The organism is Streptomyces sp. NPDC104096, from assembly GCF_055584385.1.
Genome location: NZ_JBVJMD010000016.1, coordinates 1 through 18,037 on the forward strand (window position 1 = coordinate 1; position 18,037 = coordinate 18,037).

Below are 18,037 nucleotides of genomic sequence, written 5' to 3' on the forward strand. Positions count from 1 at the left end.
GATCGTCTGGGCTCGCGGGGTGGCGGCGACGCGGTCGTGCCGGGCGCGCAGTTCCACCAGGTCGGGGTGTTCCTCGATGGGTGCGGCGCGATGGGGAAGCGCCATGGTGTTCTCCCTCGAAAGAAGATGGCTCCCTACCCAGTACCCATAAAGGCGACATAACCATATAAATGGTTTGACTCTTTCGTTGCGGTCGCGGGATCCCGGCCGGCTGCGGCCTTCGTCGGACTCCGAGCCCCGGCAGACGCCCGGGCGCGGCTCGTGTCAGCTGCTGCCCCATCGCGCCAGGCTCCTCAAGGGCGCGCTGCGTCCTCGGTCGGGAACGGTCCACAAGGTCTGACCGCGGATGTTCCACCGTTCCAGCAGGGCGTTCGCGGCCATGAATCCGCTGGTCGCCGCGCGTTCCATCAGCGCCACCGGCAGTTCTGTGCGGACCAGGTCGCCGGCGATCACCAGGCCCGGGTCGCAGGTGCGGACGGTGGGACGGTCGCCGTAGCCGCCGACCGGGAACAGGGGACAGTCGGAGCGCCACTCATGGTGCTCTTCCACGACTGTTGCCGCGCGCGTCTCCGGATACACGGTGTGCAGCTGTGCGACCAGGCGTTCTTGTTCCACCTTTCGGACCGCGCCCGCCGGCAGGGCGTAGGCGTGCAGTTCCACGACTGATCCGCCCGTGCGGGCGGCCCAGCGGGATGCCTCGCCCTCCCAGCGGTCGAGGACGCTGACGTTGTCGAGGGTCCCGTAGCCGCTGGTGCCCAGGAAGCCGGGCCGGTCGTGTGCCACGGGCCGGTCGAGCCACAGTCGCGAGACCAGGAAGGGTGGGGCGTTGCGCAGCCGGGCCACGCGTCGGCGCCAGGAGGCGTCGGCCAGTTGCGGTGAGCGGGCGACGACGGATCGCAGGCCGGCGGTGTCCAGGGCGAGCACGATCGTGTCGTGGCGCTGCTCCTCGGCCGCGGTGCGGACGAGGAAGCCGCCGTCCGTGGTGGGGGTGACCGACTCGACGGGGGTGGCGACGCGGACGTCCACGTGGTGCCCCCGCAGATAGCCGGCGAGGGGTTCCCAGAGGGCTTCGGGGAAGGGCTCGTCAGGTACGTCGAAGAGCAGTCCCTCGGCGGAACCGAGGAAGTAGATGTGGAACATCAGCACCATTTCCGCCGCGGAGAGTTCCCTCGGGTCCGCGAAGAAGCTGCGGGAGAACACCTCGAAGGCGAGATGGTGTGCGGCCTCGGGGAAGCGGATCGACCGGAGGAAGTCGTGCGCGCTGACGGTGTCGAGGCGTTCGTACACGTCGGGGACACGGACGTCGAGAAGGGGCAGGGCGGCGGCCGGGTTCATGCGGACCATGTCGCGCAGGGCGAAGGTCGGGCTCAGGGCGACGAAGGCCAGGGCGCTCCAGGGCGGGGTGCGGGGGACCCTGCGGAAGCTGTCCTGCAGTCCCCGGCTGTGGCGGAGCGGATAGTCGGCGAGTCCCGTCAGTCTCTGCAGGCCCGGGTCGGTGCGCCGCAGAAGCCCGCGCAGGTTGTAGTACTGGCGGAAGAAGGCGTGGAACCCGCGGCTCATCGTGGCCGTGGTGCCGTCCCGGAGGCCGACCGGCCAGCCGGCCAGGCGGCCGCCGAGGGACGGCTCGCGTTCGTGGAGGGTGACGCGTACGCCCCGTTCGGCCAGGGCGGTCGCTGCCGCCAGTCCGGCGATGCCGCCGCCCACGACGGCGGTCGTCGGGGGCCGTGCACCGTCGGCCCGTGGCTTTCCGGGGCGGGGAACCAGCATCCGGGCCCGTCTGTCTCTGCCGCGGCGGGCCACCTCGTGCGGCCGTGGCGCCCTCACCGTTCACCGCTCGCGTGGACGGCCGCGCGCCGGGCGACGAAGGTGTGGGCGATGCCGGTCTGCCATCCCGGCAGGGGCAGTACCCGTACGCGGTCGAATCCGGCTGTCCGGACGCGGTCGGCGAACTCGTCCGCCGTGTCGAACTCGAGGACGCTGCGCCACAGATGCCGGTACAGCCGTCCGTCCCCGAGTGCGGTGGCGACGGGCAGTACGATGCCGCCGCACACGGCCGTCCACACCGCCCGGTGGCCGGCCCGGCCGCTCAGGGTGTACTCGTGCACCGCGAGCCGCCCGTGTGGTGACAGCAGGTCGTGCACGGTCGCGAGCACGCTGTCGGGGTCGGCCGCGTTGCGGAACAGGTAGGCGGCGAACACCGCGTCGAACGCTTCCCCGACGCCCGCCTCCCTCAGGCGTTCCGCCGGGGAGTGCAGGAAGGTGACGTTGTCCGGCCAGGACTTCGCGGCCGCTCGCTCCAGCATGCCGGCGGAGGCGTCCACCGCGGTGATCGCGGCGCCGGGGAGCGCCTCGGCGAGTGCGGCGGTCGAGGCGCCGGTCCCGCAGCCGAGGTCCAGCACTCGCATGTCGCGGCCGCCGTCCGGGAGTCCGAGGCGGCGTGCGGAGCGGCGCAGATGGGCGTGGTAGCCGGGGTTGGCGGCCACCAGCGTGTCGTAGCTGCGAGCGGCGTGGTCGAACGCGGCGGCCAGGTCCGCGTCGCGCAGCAGGGTCATGCGGTCTCCGTCGGTTGTCGGGCGGCCCGGAAAGGCCGGCGGGGCAGGTACATGAGTTCCGCGGCGGATCGGAGCATCGGCAGCACGGGGGTGCGGATGCCCACGGAGAGGTCCTCGCGCAGGCGGGTGCGTCCGTCGAGGAAGCGCAGCAGTCGCTCCGCCGGCACTCGCGTGAAGAGGTCCGCGAAGAAGGAGGGGCCGTCGACTCGGCCGGTGTCCAGCGCGCGCAGCATGACAGCGTCCATGAGGCGGGAGCGCGGGGAGTGCGCGGGCGGCGGCAGCGGGTGCCGCCCCGACAGCAGCGCTTCCGCCACGGCGTGGACCTGGCGCTGGAGAGCGGCGAAGGTGTAGCCCGTCGACGGTCGGGTCGCGCCCGCCGCGGCACCGATACGGAAGACCGACGGCGCGGTCTGCCGGGTGAAGGGCGCGTCGGTCATGGGGATGATGCCCGTCTCGGTCGAGACGACCTCGAGGTGGGGCAGGCCGAGGATGTCCTCGGCGTAGTGGCCCAGCGCGGTTTCGTAGCCCTGCCGGTCCAGGACCGCGGGAGAGAATTCGGTGTACTCCACGAGGGCGTGCCGTCGGCCGGCGGGCAGTACGTAGCCGAACGAGAGGCCTCGCGGGGGTTGTGGGGTGCGGAAGTCCATGAGCTCGACCGTGCCGGGGTCGAAGACCGGCCGTTCGCAGCGGACGTACCAGCCGTGGAAGTGCTGCAGCAGCGTGGTGCGGGCCGCCGGGAGGCTGCCCAGGGGGCGTGAGTCGAAGACCCAGCGGGCATGGACGGTCGAGTGGTGTCCGTCGGCGTTCCGGACGTGGACCAGGGCTCCCTCGGCTCCCTCTGGGAGAGCCTCCACCGTTTCGACGGTTGCTTCGAGGCGCTGGACGTTCTCGCTCTGTGCCAGGTCGCGTGCGATCAGGGTTTCGAAGTCGTCCGAGTGGATCATCTTGTACCGCAGGGGCCCGATGTCGTCCTCGATCGCCCGGCCGTCCGGGGCGTGCACCCGCAGGCGCTGCCATGACGCGCTGACGGCCTCGTCGTAGCGTCCGCGACCGTTCTCCCAGAAGCACCAGGTACGGCGAGGGGGCCGCAGGGGCCCCGGCGGGGCGTCCATCAGGAGCACCGACAGCCGACGTGCCCCGGGCGGGCAGCGGGACAGCAGGTGGGCCAGGGACAACCCCGCGGCACCCGCACCCACGATGGCGACGTCCGCCTCGAGCACGAGCGTTCCTCCCTCTTGCGCGTGTGTGTACGCGTTGCCGGGAAGCATTCCCGCTCCCGTGCCCCGCCGGATGCAGGCCACGCTGAGCGGTCGGCCGAGCGGCGCACTACGACGCCCTCGTACCCGTCACCGTCCGACGCGCCCTCCCGATGCGGCGCCGCCCTCGTGTGGCGAGCGGGGACCGTGGTGGTCCGCGGTGCCGGGCGCGTGGAGCGATCGCGTCCCTTTCCAGGACCGGCAGCCGAGCCTTCAGGACCGGCAGCCGAGACGGGCCGCCGCGGTTTCCACCGTTCGGTGCATCCGAGAGCGCCCTCGAGGCGGAAGGCATAAGGACGGACCGGCTGCGATCACGATGAGAGGAACCGGGATGTGTCCCAGCAAGGCGAAGGATCCCGGGGCGGGCGACGCGCCGCCCGGCCCGACCCCTGCGTCGCCGTGGGCCGCCCTCCCCGTGGGGCATCCGCATCGCGCGCCGTTGCCACCATGCCCGGACGGGCGGTACGGAGGTGACCCGCCGGCTGCTCGATCCGGGGAGGGGGACGGACTCCGGGCGATCGACGCCGATGTCCCCGCTGCGGTGGAACGCCTCCTCGACCGTCTGCTGGCCGAGCGCTGCGGGTCGGCCACCGCACTCGACCCGGTGTTCGCTCACGATCTCGCCGCGCGCGTCGCCCGCTTCACCCTGGACGGCGGCAAGCGCATCCGGGCCCAGTTCGTCTGGTGGGCGCTGCGCGCCTGTGGTGGGCGGATCGGTGACGCGGAGGCGGCCCTGCGCGTCGGCGCCGCCCTCGAACTGATCCAGAGCTGCGCTCTCGTGCAGGACGACGTGATGGACGCCTCCCGGCTGCGTCGCGGCCGGCCGGCCCTGCACGCGGATGTCGAAGCCCAGTACCGCGAGGCTGCCCCGCCCCCACGTCTGGCGCGTTTCGGCGAGGCCGCGGCGATCCTCGCCGGGGACCTGGCGCTGGCGTGGGCGGACGACGTGGTCGCGGACACCGAGCTCGCCCCGGACACCGCGCGTCGGGTACGCGGCCTGTGGAGCGCCATGCGGATGGAGATGGTGGCCGGGCAGTACCTGGACGTCCTGGGCCAGACCACCTCGTCGCATTCGCCGCCTCGCGCGATCCGCGCCGCCCGCCTCAAGAGCGCCCTCTACTCGGTGGAGCGGCCGCTGGCTCTCGGCGCCGCCCTGGCGGGCGCCGACGACGCCACGACCGCGGCCCTGTGTTCGGCGGGCCGATGCGTCGGCATCGCGTTCCAACTGCGGGACGACCTCGACGACGTCTTCGGCAGTGCGCGTCGCACCGGCAAGCCTTCGGGCGGTGACATCCGCTCGGGCAAGCCCACGTACCTCGTCGCCGTGGCGCTGGCTCGGGCCGAAGGGAACGGTGACCTGGGCGCTCTTGCGGCGCTGCGGGACTCGCTCGGGCGCGCCGACCTGTCCGAGGACGGCCTGGAGCGGGTGCGGAACATCCTCGTCGACACCGGCGCGCGGGCGGCGGTCGAGGCGAGGACCGGCCGGCTGCTCGCACAGGGCCTGCGCCGGCTGGAAGGCACGGTGCTCGAACCCGACGGCCGCGGTCGTCTGTGTGAACTGCTGCGGCTTGCCGTCGCGGCGCTCCCGGCCCAAGGACCCTCCTCGGAACCGGCCGGCGCCGCGGCCGGCACGGCCGCTCCACCGCTGCTCACGTCCGCGGCAGAGGGAGCCCGCTCATGAGCCGGACGATTCCCGGGCGTACGGACCACGTGGTCGTCGTCGGCGCCGGGCTCTCCGGCCTGTCGGCCGCGCTGCACCTGCTCGGCGCCGGGCGCCGGGTCACCGTCCTCGAACGCGACCCGCTGCCCGGTGGGCGCGCCGGACGCCTGGTGCGCGGCGGTTTCCTCATCGACACCGGCCCCACCGTGCTGACCATGCCCGACCTCGCCGACGAGGCGTTCGCCGCCGTCGGCGACAGCCTGCGCGAGCGCGTCGACCTCATCCCCCTCCACCCTGCCTACCGGGCCTGCTTCGCCGACGGCAGCGACATCGACGTACACACCGACCCCGAAGCCATGGAGGCGGAGATCGAGCGCTTCGCCGGCGCCGGTGAGGCAGTGGGCTACCGGCGGCTGCGCCGGTGGCTCGAACAGCTGTACCGGGCCCAGATGCGCCACTTCATCGACGCCAACTTCGACTCCCCCTTCCAGTTGCTGACCGCCGACCTGGGCCGGCTCGCGGCACTCGGCGGTTTCGGCAGGCTCGACACGCGCATCGGCCGATACCTGCGCGACGAGCGCCTGCGCCGCGTCTTCTCCTTCCAGTCCCTGTACGCGGGCGTCCCGCCGGCCCGGGCCCTGGCGGCGTACGCCGTCATCGCCTACATGGACACGGTCGCCGGCGTCTACTTCCCCCGCGGCGGCATGCACGCCGTGCCGCAGGCCATGGCCGACGCCGCCGTCCGCGCGGGAGCGGATCTGCGCTTCGGACAGGACGTCACCCGGCTGGAGCGCTCGGCCGATCGCATCACCGCCGTCGTGACCGGCAAGGACCGCGTCCCGTGCGACGCGGTCGTCCTCACCCCCGATCTGCCCGTCGCCTACCGCCTCCTGGGCCACGCGCCCCGTCGGCCGGTACGGATCAGGAACTCGCCCTCGGCCGTCGTGCTGCACGTGGGAACCGACCGGACCTGGACCAGGCTCGCCCACCACACGCTGTCCTTCGGCGCCGCGTGGAGCCGCACCTTCGACGAACTGACCCGCACCGGCGATCTGATGAGCGACCCGTCCCTGCTCGTCACCCGCCCCACGGCCACCGACCCCGGTCTCGCCCCGCCCGGCCACCACCTGCACTACATCCTCGCTCCGTGCCCGAACACGGACATCGGTCCGGCCGCCACCGAGTGGGGCGACCTGGCGCCGCGCTACCGCGACAGCATCCTGAGGGAACTCGAGCGGCGTGGCCTCGACGGCATCGGTTCCAGCATCAAGGAGCAGTGCCTCGTCACGCCTGCCGACTGGCAGGCCCAGGGCCACGCGGCGGGCACGCCGTTCTCGGCGGCGCACACCTTCGCGCAGACCGGCCCGTTCCGCCCGCGCAACCTCGTCCGGGGCACCGAGAACGCCGTACTCGCCGGCTGCGGCACCACGCCGGGGGTGGGCGTACCGACCGTACTGCTGTCCGGCAAGCTCGCCGCGGCCCGGATCACCGGAGGCACGGCCCCCGGGCCGCGCTCACGCAGAGCGCGGGCCGCTTTCGAGGGAACGCCCTCATGACCGGCCGTGAACTCGACGCGGCGGGCATCACCGACCCTGCCCTGCGCGGTGCCTACACGCGCTGTCGGATGCTCAACGCCCGGCACGGAAAGACGTACTTCCTCGCCACCCGGCTGCTGCCGATCGAACGGCGTCCCGCCGTCCACGCGCTGTACGGGTTCGCCCGTTGGGCGGACGACATCGTCGACTCCCTGGACACCACCGTCACGGCCGAAAGGCGCTCGGCCGACCTCGCCCGCCTCCACAAAGGCATGGAACAGGGACTGAGGGACGCGGACAGCGGCGAGCCGGTGGTCCTGGCGCTCGCCGACACGGCCCGCCGGTACGGCATCGACCATCGGCACTTCAGCGACTTCATGGCTTCCATGCGCAGCGACCTCGTCGTCAGCGACTACCCGACCTACGACGACCTGCGGATCTACATGCACGGCTCCGCGGCGGTCATCGGACTGCAGATGCTGCCGGTCCTGGGCACGGTGGTGCCCCGCGAGGAGGCCGCGCCGCACGCGGCCGCGCTGGGCGTCGCCTTTCAGCTGACCAACTTCCTGCGGGACGTGGGCGAGGATCTGGACCGCGGCCGCGTCTACCTGCCCGCGGACCTGCTGGCAGCCCACGACGTGGACCGGGACCTGTTGCGATGGAGCAGGAGCACCGGCCGCCGCGACCGGCGCATCACCGCGGCACTGAGAGCCGTCGAAGACCTCACCCGTGGTGTCTACCGTGAGGCGGCGCCGGGGATCGCGATGCTCGACCCGGTGTGCCGACCGTGCATCCGGACGGCCTTCGTGCTGTACGGGGCGATCCTCGACGCCATCGCCGACGACGGCTACGCGGTGGTGCACCGGCGTGCCGTGGTGCCCCGCCGGCGCCGTACCGCGGTGGCCCTGGACGGCCTGGTACGCCTGCTGGCGGCCCGCGCGGGCACAGGCGGCGGCCCCCGGCAGGGCACGCTCCCGAGCACGACCCGGTCGCGCGGCGGAGCGTCCCGGCTTCCGTCGGCGCAGGACCACGAGGAGGTCGCGTGAGCTTCGACCGTTCCGCCCCGCGCAGACGTATTCCGTTGTCGCTGCGCAGGCATCCGGTGCCGTGGGACCGTCAGCGTCCCACCTGGCGCGAGGCCCGTCCCGGCGTGATCGCGCAAGCTCTCGAACGGGCGCAGTCCCGCCCCTCCGGCAACTGGTACGTCGTCGGCGCCGCCCGTGACGTCTCTGCCGACCGGTCCCTCGCACGGACCGTCGACGGGCAGGAGGTCGTGCTGTGGCGCGACGGCGACGGCCGCCTCGTCGGCGGCCCCGGCGTCTGTCCGCACCTCGGCGCGCCGCTGCGGGACAGCCCCGTGCGCTGCGGCACCCTCGTATGTCACTGGCACGGGCTCGCTCTCAAGGGCACGCCGTTCGCCGGCTGGGAACCGCTGCCCGTGCACGACGACGGGGTGCTGGTGTGGGTGCGCATGGACACGGTGGGCGGCGAGCCGCCCCTGGACGCACCGGTGGTGCCGGTCAGGCCCGCGCCGTCGGGCGCGCTGTCGGCCGTCTACACGGGCATCGGGACATGCGAGCCGGAGGACGTCATGGCGAACCGCCTGGATCCGTGGCACGGCGCCTGGCTGCATCCGTACTCCTTCCTCGACCTCACCGTCGTGGACGAGCCCGGGAAAGGTCGGCCCGGGGCGGCCGAGGACGGTTTCACCGTGGACGTCTCCTTCAAGCTCGCCGGGCGGCTCGTCGTGCCCGTCCGGGCCGTGTTCACCGCCCCTGAGCCCCGTACGGTCGTCATGCACATCACTGAAGGCGAGGGCCGGGGCTCGGTCGTCGAGACACACGCCACCCCGCTCGGCCCCGACGCCCGGGGCGAGCCGCGGACAGCCGTCGTAGAGGCGATCGTGGCGACGTCCGACCGACGCGGATTCGCCGCGGTACGCACGATGACCCCGCTGCTACGGCCTCTCGTGCGGGCGGCGGCCGGACGGCTGTGGCGCGACGACCTGGCCTACGCCGAGCGCCGTTGGCACCTTCGCACCTCGAAGCTCCTGCCGAAGTGAGCGGTACGCGGCGCCGGTCTCCTTCCCACGACGTGAACGGTCCTGCCCTGTCAGGCGATCCGACGGCGGCGCACCCACCAGACGCAGAACCCGCCCAGCACAAGCGCCGCGGCACCGCAGATCGCCGACTCCGCCCATTGGAAGGCCCAGTAGCGATCCGCAGGCTGATAAGTCACCAACTCGTGGTACATGGAGCCGATTTTCGACACGCACGCCTGCGCCCGCTGCTGTGCCTCCGCGGGCACGGGACCGTGCCCGCCGGGCAGGGACGGGCCTCCTCCGCCGGAGAGCTGCCCGGGACAGTCCGCCTCCAGCGCTTTGTTCGTCAGGTCGTGTCCGGATGCGTCGACGACGCGGGTGGAGTAGACCCAGGCGTCGGGGAGGTCCGGAGCCGCCGGCTGCAGCGCGCTCGACGGGCCGCCGTTGAACAGGGAGTCGAGCACGATGGACGGCGACACCTCGGAACCGAACCCGGTCGACGCGGGATCGAGCGCCTTGGCCAGGTGGACCGGGCCGATGATCCGCGGCCGGATCCCGTAGGCCAGGGTGACGCGTACCGCGACGAAGACGAACACGGTGGCGGCCATGGCCGGCACGGTGCGGCGGATCAGCGTACCCGCCGTCGCTCCGATCATGAACGCCAGCGCCGCGTACCCCACGGGCACGAGGTCGCGCTCGCCGAAGGTGTCGTAGGCGGCCGCGGCGGCCCGGTCCAGCGGGTGGGCCCACCAGGTGACGACGAGGCTGAGCAGACCGGCGGTCACCATACCGGCCAGTCCCACGGCCACGAGCTTGGTCACCAGCCATCGGGTGCGGGTGACGCTCTGCGTCCACACCAGCGGGAGCGTCCCGGACTCGATCTCCCGGGCGATCAACGGAGCTCCCCAGAAAGCCCCGATGAGCGCGGGCACCACCGAGACGAGCGTGCCGAGCGCGCCGGACAGGACGCTGTCGGTGCGCGCGAACGAGGCTGCCGCGGACGTGCAGTCGCCGGCCGAGCGACACGCCCTCATCGTGGCCGCGTAGGCGTGTGCGAGGTCGGGACCGGTCGACAGGGCGAACACGGTGACCAGGATGATCGCCCCGAACGCGACGAAGGCGGAGGCCCGGAACTGCCGCCAGGCGAGCTGGATCATGAACGTGTCTCCGAACCCGTGTCGGCGGTGCCCATGTAGGCGAGGACGATGTCTTCCAGGCCGGCCGGTACGGACTCCCAGTCCGGGTGGTCGACCGGCGCTTCGGACCGCACCAGGACGGTGCTGTGGTCGCCGGTGTCCCGGGCCTCGACGACCCGCGCGGCGGTGACGCCCCGGACGGCGGTCACATCCAGGTGCCGGGGCCCGGTGAGGCGGTGATGGGTGGCCTGCAACTCCCCCACCGTGCCGGCCACCCGCACCCGCGAGGCGACCAGGACGATCACGTAGTCGCAGATCCGTTCCAGATCGGCCACCAGATGGGAGGACAGGACGACGCTCACGCCCTGATCGGACGCGATCTCGCTGACGCCGTGCAGGAAGTCGCGGCGGGCCAGCGGATCGAGGCTGGCCACCGGCTCGTCGAGGACCAGCAGTTCGGGGCGCTTGGCCACGGCGAGGGCGAGGGCGAGCTGGGCACGCTGACCGCCGGAGAGCCGGCCCGCGCGCTGACGCGGATCGAGACCCCTGTCGGCGATGCGGCGTTCGGCGAGACCCCGGTCCCATCGCGGGTTGAGCCGCCCGCCCAGGCGCAGGTGGTCGGCGACCGTCAGATGGGCGTACGTCGGGGTGTCCTGCGCGACGAACCCGACCCGGGCGAGCTGGGCGGGATCGGTCGCGGGCCGACCGCCGAGCACCTCGACCTCGCCCGCGGTCGGGGGGATCAGCCCGACCGCGAGCCGCAACAGCGTCGACTTGCCCGCGCCGTTCGGGCCGACGAGACCCACCACGCGCCCGGCCGGGACGGCGAGCGTGCAGTCGGACAGCGCCCACCGCCGCCGATATCGTTTGCCCAGATTCCGGGCCACCAGCACCATGTCATCAGTCATGCCCGGCGTTGTATCGTCCGGGCGGTCACAGGCCGGGCACGGAAGCTGTGACCTGGCGGTGACCGGGCCTGTGGCATCGTTGCCCGCCATGAGGGTGCTGGTTGTCGAAGATCATGAACTGCTGGCCCGGACGGTGGCCACCGGGCTGCGCCGCGAGGGAATGGCGGTCGACATCGCGCTCGACGGCGACGACGCCCTGGGCCATCTCGCGCTCACCCGGTACGACGTGGTCGTGCTGGACCGCGACCTTCCCGGCGTGCACGGGGACGACGTGTGCCGCCACCTCGTCGCACAGCGATCACGCACCCGCACGCTGATGCTGACAGCCGCCGGCACGGTACGGGAGCGGGTCACCGGACTGGGCCTCGGCGCCGACGACTACCTGCCGAAACCGTTCGACTTCGCGGAACTGGTGGCCCGGGTGCGGGCACTGGGCCGCCGGGCCACGGTTCCCGTACCGCCCGTGCTGCAGTGCGGGGACCTCACTCTGGACTCCGCCAGCCGTTCGGCGTTCCGCAACGGCCGACGGCTCGCGCTCAGCCCGAAGGAACTCGCCGTGCTGGAGTGTCTGCTCAGCCACGCCGGTGCGGCCGTGTCCGCGGAGGAGCTGCTGGAGCAGGTCTGGGACGAGGCCGCCAACCCGTTCACCCACACGGTCAAGACCACCATCGGCCGGCTCCGGACGAAGCTCGGCGAACCGCCGCTGATCGAGACCGTCCGCGAAGGCGGCTACCGCGTGGCGGCGCCATGATGCGCCGCACGCTGCGACTGCGCCTGGCCGTCCTCTGCACGGCGGTCTTCCTGGCCTCGGGCGCCATCCTGCTCGGCCTCGTCGTCGCGTTGTTCACCGGCAGGTCGACCCGCGAAGCGGCACCCGCACCCGGCGAACAGGTACCGAAGGGCGGATCCGCGGCCGATGTGCAGCAGGGAGCCGATCTGCACCTTCTGCTGATCTCCTGCGCGATCGGCCTGGCCGTGACGGTCGTCGTCGCGCTCGTCCTCGGCTGGATCATCGCCGGCCGGGCCCTGCGACCGCTGCGCACCATGGTCAGCACCGCCCAGGCGATCTCGGCCAGCACCCTGCACTCGAGGATCGGGCTGCAGAGCCCCTACCTGGAGATCATGGAACTCGGGGTCACCCTGGACGACCTGTTCAGCCGCCTCGACGCCGCCTTCCAGGCGCAGCGGCACTTCGTCGCCAACGCCTCGCACGAACTGCGCACACCGCTGACCGCCGAACGCGCACTGCTCCAGGTGACACTCGCCGACCCCGACGCCGACACCGCGACGCTGCGCTCGGCGTGCCAGGAGGTCCTGGTCCTCGGAGCCGCCCAGGAACGCCTCGTGGAGTCGCTGCTCACCCTGGCGACCAGCGAGCAGGGCGTCGAACACTTCGAGCCGCTGGACCTCGGCGCGATCACCGCCGAGGCGGTGCTGCTGCGCAGGCCCGAGGCCGAACGGCGGGACGTGGGCGTGGACGTCACGCTCACCGGGGCACCGACGGCGGGCGACCCCCAGCTGATCGAGAGCCTGGTCGCCAACCTGGTCGACAACGCCATCCGGCACAACGTCCCGGGCGGCCGTGTCGAGGTCACGACCTCACGGTCGGCGGACGGCGCGCACCTCACCGTCCGCAACACCGGCCCGGTCGTTCCGCCCGAGGAGCTGGACCGGCTGTTCGTACCGTTCCAACGGCTGCACGCCGAACGCACCAGGCTCCGGGAAGGGCACGGCCTCGGCCTGGCCATCGTCCGGGCGATCGTGACCGCGCACGACGGGGTACTGACCCCGCACGCCCCGGAATCGGGTGGGCTGCACCTGCGGGTGGACCTCCCCGTCCGCGGTCCGGCCCGCCCTGGACCGTCCACGCCGGGCCGGACCGGACGGGGCGCGGGTCAGGCGAAGCCGTCCTTCCGGAAGCGGGCGACCCACTCCGACATCGTGTAGAAGTGCCTTGCCGAACGGCGATGTGGGCAGGTCGGACGACGCCTGGATCCACACCTACCCGAGTGCCGGAGGGCCCTCGGCCGGACGGCGGCCCCAGGCCGAGATCAGCGGCGCGAGTGTCAGGTCGAGTTCGCCCGCGTGGATGGCGGCCAGGTGCGCGTCGATCTCTGCGTCGTCGGCCAGGCCGGCCGCCAGCAGCTCGCCGCGCACGTGCCGGATGGTCGCCGCCTCCAGCCGGTCGCAGGCCGGCCCGCCGACCGGGAAAGAGCCCGCCGCGGCGACATCCACCAAGCCGGCCTCACGCAATGCCCGCGGCAGCGTCCGGCCGTAGCGCAGGTCCGCGCCGCGGCGCGTCAGCAGCTCCCGGACCGCGTCGCGCAGCCGGTTGGCCCGCTGCTGCCCAGGGCCGCTGCCGTCCAGGCATGCCAGTGGCTGCAGAGCGGTATCGGCGTCCTCGACCAGCAGCCGGCCGCCGGGCCGCAGCGCTGCCGCCATCGTGGCCAACGCGCGAGCCCGGTCGGGTACATGGACCAGCACGAGCCGGGCGTGCACCAGATCGAACGTCCCCGGCTCCGGGGGCGGATCAGCGGCGACGTCGTGCCGGCGCACCTCGTACCCGTCGCCTTCCTTCAGCCACGACGGGTCGATGTCCGTGGCCAGCACGTGCCCGGTCGGACCGACGGCCGCCGCGAGCGCCTCCGGGATACCGGGACCACCGGCCCCCACTTCCCAGCAGCGCGAGCCGGCCCCGACCCCCAGTCGCTCGAAGTGCCCGCGCGTCACACCGTCGAACAGCTCGGCCAGCCAGACGAATCGCTCGCCCGCCTCGGCGCGCGCGTTGTCCAGCAGGTACCCGCGGGCGGGAGCGGACTCCCCACCGGGCGCGGTAGTCCTGTCCATCGGATCCGGTCGGCCACCGTGCGACGGGCGGGGCGAGGAGGTCATGACCACATGGTCTGCCTTCCCGGGCCACCAGCGCCACGACGACGGGAGAGTGATGCCTCACACAGCCGATGAACCGCGAGAATTCCTGACAGAGTGACAGTCCCGGTCGGTCCGGCGGGAAGGGGAGACGACGGTGGGCAGGTATCCGATGGCGCATCCGGAGAAGTGCCCGCAGTGCGGGCGCGACTTGAGTGAGCGTCCGCGACCCGAGCGGGTGGCCGTTCCGGGCTTTCCCGGAGAGGCGACGTACGGAACCGACCCGGTCTGTGGGGCACGCCGGCACGTGTGGGACAAGACGTCTCCGTTGCGGAGCAAGGCCTGGCCCTATGTCGCCGGGGAGCAGTGAAAGCTGTTCAGGGCGAGGTCGCGGATGGAGGTCCGGGGACTGGAAAGGGCGGCCAGAGCTGGGCCGATCGGCGGGAAGACGGGCAGGGCGACGAAAAAGACCCTGTCCCGCGGAACGGGACAGGGTCTTCACAGAGCGCCGGGCAGGCCTTGCACCTGCATTTCCCCGCAGGAAGCGGGGCGTCTTTCCTTGGACCACCAACGCATCACCCACCGGTACGACTTCCGCCGACCAGCTCAAGATCAATTATAGCGCATGCCCAGAACGGCGCAGCACGTCGGCCGCGGGCAGGCTCCTGTGGTCGAAGACCGCGTAGAGCGAGGGGTTGCGCGGGGGATCCGACGGCACGGCGAGCGGACGTGTCCTGTTCTAGGAGACGAGTTCGTCCAGGAGTTGCGGGCCGTTGTTACGGACGTTGTTGACGGCGGTGGAGACGGGGCGGGCGTTCAGGTGGCCGTCGGCCGGCCGGTCGAGCAGGGCCCGCAGCTCATCGGGATCCTGGTGGCCGGGGTCCAGCCAGGCGTCGTAGTGCTCGGGAGTGAGGGCGAGCGGCATACGGGGGTGGACGCGGCCGGCGGCGTCGATGGCTTCGGTGGTGATGATGGTGCAGGTCATCAGCCAGGCGGCTGGATCGTCGTCCTGCTGTACCGTCCGGTCGCGCCAGTATTCGTACAGCCCCGCGAGCGCCATCACCTGCCCGTCCTCGGGATGGATGAAGTACGGCTGCTTGCGCACCTTGCCGGTGCCCGGGTCTTCGACCTGCTCCCATTCGTAGAAGCCGTCGGCGGGCAACAGGCAGCGGCGGCGGGTGAACGCGCGGCGGAACGCGGGCTTTTCGTGCACTGTCTCGACTCGCGCATTGATCATCCGGGCACCGACCTTCGCGTCCTTCGCCCAGGACGGGACCAGACCCCAGCGCAGCGCCCGCAGCTCCCGCTCCACGGCACCGGTGTCGTCCTCGCCGCGGGGTCCGCGTTCAAGGACAGCCCACACGTCGTTGGTAGGGGCGACGTTCCAGTTCGGCGCGAGCGCCTCCCGGGCGGGTACGTCGGGCACGTGGAAGAGCGGAGCCAGCTCCTGCGGGCTGCGAGTGGAGGCGTATCGACCGCACATGCCTCCACTCTTTCACTGCCGGAAGGCCGCGCGCCCCGTGCCGGGACCGTGTCGCCCAACACGGCGGCCCGTCGGGCGTCCGGCCTTGCGCCGGATCGTTCCCCGTCCGCCGAGCGCGGCCGCCGTGCCGCGCCGAACACCTCATCGGCACGCCGGGGCCTCGATTGCTCCCTGCCCGGCCCTCTGGGAGACGGGCCGTCAGCCGACTCGCAGAAGGGGGATCGTCAAACGAGTGGTGGAACTGGGGTAGTTGGCGAAATCCGTCTGAAGCCATCGCACGACATACCCTCTCGCAGTTGGCAACTGGTCAGTCGCACGTTCCTCGCGGAAGCCCGCCGCCAAGTCGCCCCGGATCGAGGTCGCCGGGCGCGTGGGGGTGGTGGGTGTCCGTACCGGTCGGCCGGTGGGCGGCCCGGGCCGGACGGGACGAGGCGAACACGGCGGCGAGCTGGTCGTGGAGAGATGCCGCGCGGGGGTGGGCGTCGTGGCGTGGTGTGATCGTGTAGATGCCGCGGGTCGGGGGATCCATGAGGGCGACCGTGGTGACATCGGCCCGCAGCGCGCCCGTCAGCACTCCGGGGATCAACGCGATGGCGTGACCGGTGGCGACCAGGGCCAGCTTGCCGGGCAGATCGGCCGCGGTGAGGTCGATGCGGGCGCCGACTCCGGCGCGCGCGGCGTGCTGGCGCAGGAGCGCCGCCGAGCCGTCGTTGTCCTCGGCCCAGGTCTGGTCGGCCAGCGTCTGGATGCGCACCGGACCGCGTCCGGCCCGCGGATGGGCCAGGGGCAGTACGACGACCATCTCGTCCAGTCCGAGGAACCTGCGCTCGACCCGCGGGTCGGCGGTCAGCCCGGGTGGAGCGTCGGTGACGACGGCGATGTCCAGATCGCCGGCGAGCACGCGGCCGTGCAGCTGATCGCTCAGAGCCGGCAGCAGGCTCCACCGGAGGGATCCTGCCTGCTCCAGCAGGCTCCGGACGGCCTCCGGGACGATCCCCGCGGCGAGAGACGGTGTCGCTCCGATGGCCAGGGGTCGCTCCCCCACACCGTCGCGCGCGTCCCGTACCGCGCGGACGGCGCGGTCTGCCTCGTTGAGCGTGGCCAGGGCGTGGCGCCAGAACACCTCACCGGCCGGCGTCGGGCGCACCCCACGTGGATGTCGCTCCACCAGAGGCACGCCGAGCTGCCGCTCCAGCCCGGCGATCTGTCGGGAGACGGCCGACTGCGTGTGATGGAGCTCGGCTGCCGCCGCCGACAGCGAGCCGGTCCGGCACACGGTCACGTAAGTCCGCCACACCGTCAGGTCCATGGCGGCAGTATGCCCGGCAGGTATGCGAGACCCGCAGGGCGGACCTGCGATATCTGCGCTTGTCGCATGCACTGGCGTGCACCACTGTGGCGGGCATGACCACACCGCACACGATCGCCGTCCTCGGTCTGGGGCGCATGGGCGGCGCGATCGCGACCCGCCTGGCCGCCCAGGGCCGGGACGTCGTCGGCTGGACCCGCTCAGGGCACACCTCGGACACCGTCAGGACGACCGGCGATGCGAACGAGGCCGTGGCGCGGGCAGACCTCGTCGTCCTGGCACTGTTCGACGGGCCGGCCTGTCAACAGGTGCTCGACGACGTCCGTGGCTCGCTGAGAGCGGACACGATCGTCCTCAACACCAGCACCATCGCCCCCGCCGAGGCGTCGACTCTGGCCCGGCGACTCGGGCCGTCCTACGTCCACGCGCCCCTGCTCGGCTCGGTGCCTGCCGCCGCCGCGGGCACCCTGCAGATCCTCGCCGCCGCCGGCCAGGACGCACTCGAACGAGTCCGGCCGGTTCTGGAAACACTGGGCACCGTCCATCGCGTGGACGACGCCGCCACCGCCGCCGCGCTCAAGCTGATCGCCAACAACAGCCTCGCGGGAGCCGTCCTCGCGCTGCGCGACGCACTGCGGCAGGCCGACGCCCTCGGCCTGCCCCGCACCCAGACGCTGGACGTCCTCGAACTCGGCCAGCTCGGCGGGCTCGTGGCCCGCAAGCGCCCCTTCCTGCTCGGTGAGCCGACCACGGCCACGGCCCACTTCACGATCGCTGCGCTGGCCAAGGACATGGCTCTGCTGGCCGCCGCGTCGGACACCCCCTTGCGCAGCGCGACGGGCCTGGCCGACACCCCTGCTTCCCTCGAGGCCGACATCGCACTTGCCGCCACGGTGCCCTGCGTGGAGGACGCCGTGCTCGAACCGCTGCGCGCCTACATCCGCGGCCACGCCGCCGGCGACCCCGCCCACTTCCGCGACGCCTTCCTGCCCACCGCCCGCATCGAGGGGATCCGGGACGGCGCGTTCGTCTCCTGGCGCCTGGAGGAGTACTGCGCCCTCTTCCACGGTCGGCCGGCGCCGGACGAACCGGCCCGCAACCGACGTATCGAAGCCGTAGACGTCCACGGGACCGTCGCGACCGCCACCATGACGCTCTCGCACGGCGCGGACACGTTCACCGACATCTTCCTGCTGGCCCGCGTCGACGACGGCTGGCGCATCGCCGACAAGGCGTACCACCGCCACACATGACAGCGGGGATCGGTCCCCCTCCTCAGGCGACGATCA

Annotated in this window: 15 protein-coding genes; 7 read left to right on the forward strand and 8 right to left on the reverse strand. The window is 72.5% G+C overall.

The features are described 5' to 3' along the window. Positions 1–264: 264 nt before the first annotated feature. From ACZ60B_RS18430 to ACZ60B_RS18440, 3 genes are read right to left on the reverse strand one after another with little or no spacing between them, the layout of a single operon-like run. Positions 265–1,767: an FAD-dependent oxidoreductase gene (locus ACZ60B_RS18430; protein WP_469388147.1), complete on the reverse strand. Its 1,503-nt coding sequence runs from the start codon at positions 1,765–1,767 to the stop codon at positions 265–267. 53 nt (positions 1,768–1,820) lie between these two features. After that, entirely contained in the window at positions 1,821–2,552 is a 732-nt protein-coding gene (locus tag ACZ60B_RS18435) for a methyltransferase domain-containing protein (protein ID WP_469388149.1), read from the reverse strand. Then, positions 2,549–3,772: a lycopene cyclase family protein gene (locus tag ACZ60B_RS18440; RefSeq protein WP_469388150.1), complete on the reverse strand. Its 1,224-nt coding sequence runs from the start codon at positions 3,770–3,772 to the stop codon at positions 2,549–2,551. The genes ACZ60B_RS18435 and ACZ60B_RS18440 overlap by 4 nt, the downstream gene beginning before the upstream one ends. Positions 3,773–4,139: 367 nt before the next feature. On the opposite strand from ACZ60B_RS18440, the gene ACZ60B_RS18445 reads away from it, so the two are divergent. The 4 genes from ACZ60B_RS18445 to ACZ60B_RS18460 are packed head-to-tail and all read left to right on the forward strand — an operon-like array spanning position 4,140 to position 9,065. Further along, entirely contained in the window at positions 4,140–5,489 is a 1,350-nt protein-coding gene (locus ACZ60B_RS18445; protein WP_469388152.1) for a polyprenyl synthetase family protein, read from the forward strand. After that, positions 5,486–7,024 carry a phytoene desaturase gene (locus ACZ60B_RS18450; protein ID WP_469388154.1) on the forward strand — a complete coding sequence of 513 codons (1,539 nt, stop codon included), beginning with the start codon at positions 5,486–5,488 and terminating at the stop codon, positions 7,022–7,024. The genes ACZ60B_RS18445 and ACZ60B_RS18450 overlap by 4 nt, the downstream gene beginning before the upstream one ends. After that, positions 7,021–8,049 (forward strand): phytoene/squalene synthase family protein, encoded by a 1,029-nt coding sequence (locus ACZ60B_RS18455; RefSeq protein ID WP_469388156.1) that lies wholly within the window; start codon positions 7,021–7,023, stop codon positions 8,047–8,049. Before ACZ60B_RS18450 ends, ACZ60B_RS18455 begins: the two co-directional genes overlap by 4 nt. Beyond that, on the forward strand, positions 8,046–9,065 hold the full coding sequence (locus ACZ60B_RS18460; RefSeq protein ID WP_469388158.1) for a DUF5914 domain-containing protein: 1,020 nt from the start codon (positions 8,046–8,048) through the stop codon (positions 9,063–9,065). Before ACZ60B_RS18455 ends, ACZ60B_RS18460 begins: the two co-directional genes overlap by 4 nt. Before the next feature lie 50 nt (positions 9,066–9,115). Here ACZ60B_RS18460 and ACZ60B_RS18465 read toward each other — a convergent pair whose 3' ends face one another. Both ACZ60B_RS18465 and ACZ60B_RS18470 read right to left on the reverse strand, forming a co-directional pair. Then, positions 9,116–10,201, reverse strand: coding sequence for an ABC transporter permease (locus ACZ60B_RS18465; protein WP_469388160.1), 1,086 nt, complete (start codon positions 10,199–10,201; stop codon positions 9,116–9,118). Continuing rightward, positions 10,198–11,088 (reverse strand): ABC transporter ATP-binding protein, encoded by an 891-nt coding sequence (locus ACZ60B_RS18470; protein WP_469388162.1) that lies wholly within the window; start codon positions 11,086–11,088, stop codon positions 10,198–10,200. The genes ACZ60B_RS18465 and ACZ60B_RS18470 overlap by 4 nt, the downstream gene beginning before the upstream one ends. 88 nt (positions 11,089–11,176) lie before the next feature. Between ACZ60B_RS18470 and ACZ60B_RS18475 the strand changes: the two genes are divergently transcribed. After that, entirely contained in the window at positions 11,177–11,839 is a 663-nt protein-coding gene (locus ACZ60B_RS18475; protein WP_469388164.1) for a response regulator transcription factor, read from the forward strand. Continuing rightward, positions 11,836–13,035 (forward strand): sensor histidine kinase, encoded by a 1,200-nt coding sequence (locus ACZ60B_RS18480; protein ID WP_469388165.1) that lies wholly within the window; start codon positions 11,836–11,838, stop codon positions 13,033–13,035. Before ACZ60B_RS18475 ends, ACZ60B_RS18480 begins: the two co-directional genes overlap by 4 nt. Positions 13,036–13,089: 54 nt before the next feature. Here the strand turns inward: ACZ60B_RS18480 and ACZ60B_RS18485 are convergent, their stop codons facing one another. From ACZ60B_RS18485 to ACZ60B_RS18495, 3 genes are all read right to left on the reverse strand, one after another. Then, complete coding sequence (locus ACZ60B_RS18485) at positions 13,090–13,935, reverse strand: methyltransferase domain-containing protein (protein WP_469388166.1); 846 nt, start codon at positions 13,933–13,935, stop codon at positions 13,090–13,092. Positions 13,936–14,695: 760 nt separating this feature from the next. Beyond that, positions 14,696–15,439, reverse strand: a complete 744-nt coding sequence (locus tag ACZ60B_RS18490; RefSeq protein WP_469388168.1) for an SOS response-associated peptidase — start codon at positions 15,437–15,439, stop codon at positions 14,696–14,698. A gap of 307 nt (positions 15,440–15,746) precedes the next feature. Continuing rightward, complete coding sequence (locus ACZ60B_RS18495; protein WP_469388170.1) at positions 15,747–16,748, reverse strand: LysR family transcriptional regulator; 1,002 nt, start codon at positions 16,746–16,748, stop codon at positions 15,747–15,749. A 95-nt stretch (positions 16,749–16,843) separates the two neighbouring features. On the opposite strand from ACZ60B_RS18495, the gene ACZ60B_RS18500 reads away from it, so the two are divergent. Further along, positions 16,844–18,001 (forward strand): nuclear transport factor 2 family protein, encoded by a 1,158-nt coding sequence (locus ACZ60B_RS18500; RefSeq protein WP_469388172.1) that lies wholly within the window; start codon positions 16,844–16,846, stop codon positions 17,999–18,001. The last annotated feature ends 36 nt before the right edge of the window (positions 18,002–18,037 follow it).